Below are 3846 nucleotides of genomic sequence, written 5' to 3'. Positions count from 1 at the left end.
GGAGGGCGGACTGCGCGCGGAGATCACCGACGTGGAGCCGCGGGGCGACGTCGTGCGGGTGCGCAGCGCACTGCTGGGAGCCGACATCGACCCGGCGCGGGCGGCACGGCTCGACCTGTCCCCCGGCAGCGAGATCGGCTTCGCCGTCGATCCGGAGGCGCTGCTCGTCTACCCCGCCTGAGGCGGGACGCGCAGGCGCAGCCGGCCGACCGCCTCCCGCGCCCCGTCGCAGAGCGGCAGGCGCACGAGCAGCCGAGCGCCAGAGAGCGCGGGCGAGGCCGAGAGCTCCAACGATCCTCCGTAGACCGAGAGCTGCCGATGCAGGCGCTCCAGGCCCGATCGCGTCGGCGGGCCGCCGAGGCCGCTGCCGTCGTCGTCGAGCGTCAGCACCACCGTGCCGACGTCGATCGCGCCGTGCAGCCGCAGCGAACGGGCTGCGCCGTGCTTGAGCGCGTTGGTGACCCCCTCCTCCATCAGCCGCGCGAGCAGCACCCGCTGCTCGAGCGGCGGTTCGCAGCCCTCGGCCTCGAGCGCACGGACACCACCGAGGTCGAGGTCGACGGCGATCTCGGGAGGCAGGCGCGCGACGAGGTCGCGGACGGCCGCGACGAGTCCGTGCTCGATGTCGACGGGGTAGAGCGCGTGGCCGGCGGCCCGCACCTCCTCCTCGCGCAGCCGGTCGAGGCGCGCGACGATGCTCGCGAGCCGGTCGGCGGTGCCGGGAGCGGAGGCGTCGGCCACCGCGGCGAGCTCCGCGGCGAGCACCACGAGAGTGTTCTGGAGGCGCCCGTGCAGGTTCTGAGCCACCTCGCGCCGCACCCGCAGCTCCTCCTGCTGGAGTGCCTGCACCGCCTCGACCGCCTGCACGGAGGCGCGAGCGCGCTGCCGCTCCGTGTCGCGGACGCGCCGAGCAGCACGCACGAGCAGGTAACCGTAGGAGCAGATCAGCACGACCACCATCGCGCCCACGGCCAGCTCGACCACCAGGGCGTCGAGGGCTCCGGGCGGATAGACGCCCCCGAGCACCTGGAGGCTGCACCGCACGACTCCCACCGCCGCGGCGATCAGCACGGTCCGGATGGCGCGGGGCCGGCCGGACAGCCGCTCCGGCCGCAGCACCGCGACCACGGCGATCGCGACGCCGATCGACGTGACGTTGACGAGCACCCGCACGGTGACGTCGAGCATCGGGCCGGCGACGACGCCGCGGAGGGTCTGCGACAGGATCCCGAGCGCGAAGACCGACTGCAGGGCGGCCAGTAGCGAGAGGACCCCGCCGAGCAGGGCCATCGCACCGAGCACGATCCGGTTGTCCTGGCGCTCGTCGGCTGACGTCGCGCTCATCCCGTGTGCTCGAGGAAGTGGAGGGTCGCATCGACCCGCGGGTTGCGCTGCCCGTCCGAGCGCACTCCGAGCGCCGCGTAGACCGCGTTGACGTGGTTGTCGACCGAGCGGACGGCGATGCCCAGCCGCTCGCCGATCGCTGCGTTGGTCAGCCCGGAGGCGAGACCCGCCAGCACCTCGTACTGGCGCGGGCTCAGGCCGGCGACCGGCGAGTCGCGCCGGGCGGTCCGTGCGGCGACCAGCGCCGGGTCGAGCACGGTGCGGCCGGCGGCGGTCGCCCTGACCGCGGCGAGCAGGGCCGGCGCCGAGAGGGAGGAGGACTTGGAGAGATAGCTCCAGCCGCGCGCCTCGCTCCGATCAAGCCGGAGGAAGCGGTGCATCGCGTCGACCGCTGAGAGCAGGACGATGCCCAGCTCGGGCGCCGTGCTGCGCAATCGCCGGCCGAGCTCGATCCCGTCGCCGTCTCCGAGCTCGATGTCGAGGATCGCGACGTCCAGCTTGGCGGGCCGCAGCGTCGAGCGCGCCTCCGCGGCCGATCCCGCCTCGGCGACGCTCCGTACGCCCGCCACCGAACGCAGCATTGAGGTGAGCATGTGACGGTAGAGCGGCTGGTCGTCGACGACGGCCAACCGCAGATCCTGAACGCCCCCCACGGATGTCATTGGCCCATCTTCACGCATCCGGCGCGGATCCGGGCGCCCGATGACGGTCAGGGGCGGAGGCTTTCCGCGTCAGAACGCGGAAGTCGCTCCACCGTGGCCCGCGAGCTGGGGCGGCTCAACCGGGACGGACTCCGGTCAGAGCGAGCCCGACGGCGACTCCGGCGAACGCGAGTGCTCCCACTCCGAGCCCGTAGCCCAGCCCCGCAGTCCAGCGGCCGGCGAGCAGCATCCGCACCGCCTCGACGCTCGCAGTGCTGAAGGTCGTGAAGCCGCCGATCAGTCCGGTGCCCAGCACGAGCCGCCACGACGCGTCCACGGAGCCGGTCAGCGCCAGCCCGGTGACGACTCCGAGCAGCAGTGAGCCCACGACGTTGATCAGCGCTGTGCCGACCGGCCAGCGCACCGGGACCAGCTGCCGGGCGACTCCGTCGAGCACGAGCCGAGCCGCCGAGCCGAGCCCGCCCGCCAGCGCGACCGCGATGAGCAGCCCCGGAGTCACGCGGCCACCCGTCGGCAACCCGCGACTGCGATGCCCAGCGCGGCGGCAGCGCCGCCGAGAACCAGCGTGCCTCCGGTGTAGAGGAGCGACTCGGCGAGGTGCCCGCCCTCGAGCAGGGTCACCGTGTCGAGAGAGAAAGTGCTGTAGGTGGTGAAGCCGCCGAGCACGCCCGTGCCGAGCAGGAGGCGCAGCGTCTGCCGACCGCCCTCGTCGGGTCCGCGGCGCGCGAGCCCCTCGAGCAGCAGGCCCAGGAGGAACGCCCCGAGCAGGTTGACGAGGACCGTCGCGATCGGCAGCGCCCCGAGTGGAGGCAGCCAGACGGCGACCGCGGCGCGGCCCGCCGTGCCGACCGCGCCCGCCCGCGGCGACCAGGAGGATCGCCGCGGGCCGGAGGTGGAGGGGTCGCGTCACTCCGCGAGGTCCCACGGCGCGGGGCGCGACGGATCGCGGTCGGCGCGCGGGACGACGAGGACGGGGCGGTGCTGGTGATGCGCGAGGTGCGCTGCGACGCTCCCGCTGAGGAACTCGGCGATGCTCGCGAGCACGCCGGCGTCGCGCGTGCCGACGACGATCATCCGCGCGTCCACCTCCTCGGCGACCTGAGCGAGCGCGAGAGCGGGCTCGCCCTGGGCCGCGCGCAGCGACCACTGCACGCCACTGTCGGCGAGCTCGTGCTCGGCCGTCTCGCGCAGCACCGGCGGGATGCTCGGACCCTGGCCGCGATCCGGAGAGGCGCCGACGAAGCCCAGGGGGATGCCTCCGGTCATCGGATCGACGTACTCGCCGACCAGGTAGGGATCGGCTGACACCGAGACGAGCAGCAGAGAGGCTCCCGCATCGGCGGCGACGCGCGCGGCGGTCCGCAGGACCTCGGGCCGCTGGCCGTCGACGACACCGACGAGGACGGGCCCGGTGGGGGCGGTGGATGCGGTCATGAGGAGCTCCTTCCCGGTTGCGCCCCATCCTGGCACCGCGGGTCGAGAGCGTGTGGAGAACATCCGTCCACATCCACCGTGACCGTTCCGTTATCCGGCAGGGCCGCGTTAGACTCGATGCTCGCCGGACACCCCGCTGGCCCCCTATCCCCGAACGACCAGCACGAGGAGACCGCACGCGTGTCGAAGCCAGACATTCCCCGCACTGAGGAGTGTCCCGGCACCTCGAGCACCGTCCCCCTGACTCGGAGGGAGGCGCGCGCGGCCGAAAGGCTCGCCGCCGCGTCCGGTGCCGATGCCGAGAACCCGTCCGTCGCTGCGCCGGAGGAGACCGCGGCGGCCGAGAAGGCCGTCGGGGCTCCCGAGGCCGCCGTTCCCCGGGCCGGCGTCCCCCGAGCCGCCGTTG

General features: G+C 74.1%; 7 protein-coding genes. 2 read left to right on the top strand and 5 right to left on the bottom strand.

The annotated features are described in order from the left end of the window. On the top strand, positions 1 to 181 hold a 181-nt coding region (locus ACH61_RS14390; RefSeq protein WP_153038911.1), incomplete at its 5' end, for a TOBE domain-containing protein. Here ACH61_RS14390 and ACH61_RS14385 read toward each other — a convergent pair. The 5 genes from ACH61_RS14385 to ACH61_RS18000 form a co-directional block, all read right to left on the bottom strand. Continuing rightward, complete coding sequence (locus ACH61_RS14385; protein ID WP_068213348.1) at positions 169 to 1344, bottom strand: sensor histidine kinase; 1176 nt, start codon at positions 1342 to 1344, stop codon at positions 169 to 171. The two genes, ACH61_RS14390 and ACH61_RS14385, sit on opposite strands and share 13 nt — an antisense overlap. After that, positions 1341 to 2006: a response regulator transcription factor gene (locus tag ACH61_RS14380; protein WP_068213345.1), complete on the bottom strand. Its 666-nt coding sequence runs from the start codon at positions 2004 to 2006 to the stop codon at positions 1341 to 1343. The genes ACH61_RS14385 and ACH61_RS14380 overlap by 4 nt, the downstream gene beginning before the upstream one ends. A 115-nt stretch (positions 2007 to 2121) precedes the next feature. After that, positions 2122 to 2505, bottom strand: coding sequence for a fluoride efflux transporter FluC (locus ACH61_RS14375; protein WP_068213344.1), 384 nt, complete (start codon positions 2503 to 2505; stop codon positions 2122 to 2124). Then, a complete protein-coding gene (locus ACH61_RS17070) occupies positions 2502 to 2819 on the bottom strand; it encodes a CrcB family protein (RefSeq protein ID WP_330220183.1) in 318 nt (105 codons plus the stop codon). Before ACH61_RS17070 ends, ACH61_RS14375 begins: the two co-directional genes overlap by 4 nt. Positions 2820 to 2912: 93 nt before the next feature. After that, on the bottom strand, positions 2913 to 3440 hold the full coding sequence (locus ACH61_RS18000) for a universal stress protein (RefSeq protein WP_158286121.1): 528 nt from the start codon (positions 3438 to 3440) through the stop codon (positions 2913 to 2915). Positions 3441 to 3620: 180 nt separating this feature from the next. Between ACH61_RS18000 and ACH61_RS18600 the strand changes: the two genes are divergently transcribed. Next, positions 3621 to 3846, top strand: a 226-nt coding sequence (locus ACH61_RS18600; protein WP_236713703.1) for a hypothetical protein, incomplete at its 3' end; no start/stop codon positions are given.

The sequence above is a fragment of the Rathayibacter tanaceti genome, from assembly GCF_001634385.1.
GTDB classification, from domain to species: Bacteria; Actinomycetota; Actinomycetes; order Actinomycetales; family Microbacteriaceae; genus Rathayibacter; species Rathayibacter tanaceti.
This window is presented reverse-complemented; position numbering and strand designations above follow the sequence as displayed.

Coding starts and splice junctions, on each gene's coding strand:
- ACH61_RS14380 (WP_068213345.1), bottom strand. CDS start 2,006: ATGACATCCGTGGGGGGCGTTCAGGATCTGCGGTTGGCCGTCGTCGAC.
- ACH61_RS14385 (WP_068213348.1), bottom strand. CDS start 1,344: ATGAGCGCGACGTCAGCCGACGAGCGCCAGGACAACCGGATCGTGCTC.
- ACH61_RS18000 (WP_158286121.1), bottom strand. CDS start 3,440: ATGACCGCATCCACCGCCCCCACCGGGCCCGTCCTCGTCGGTGTCGTC.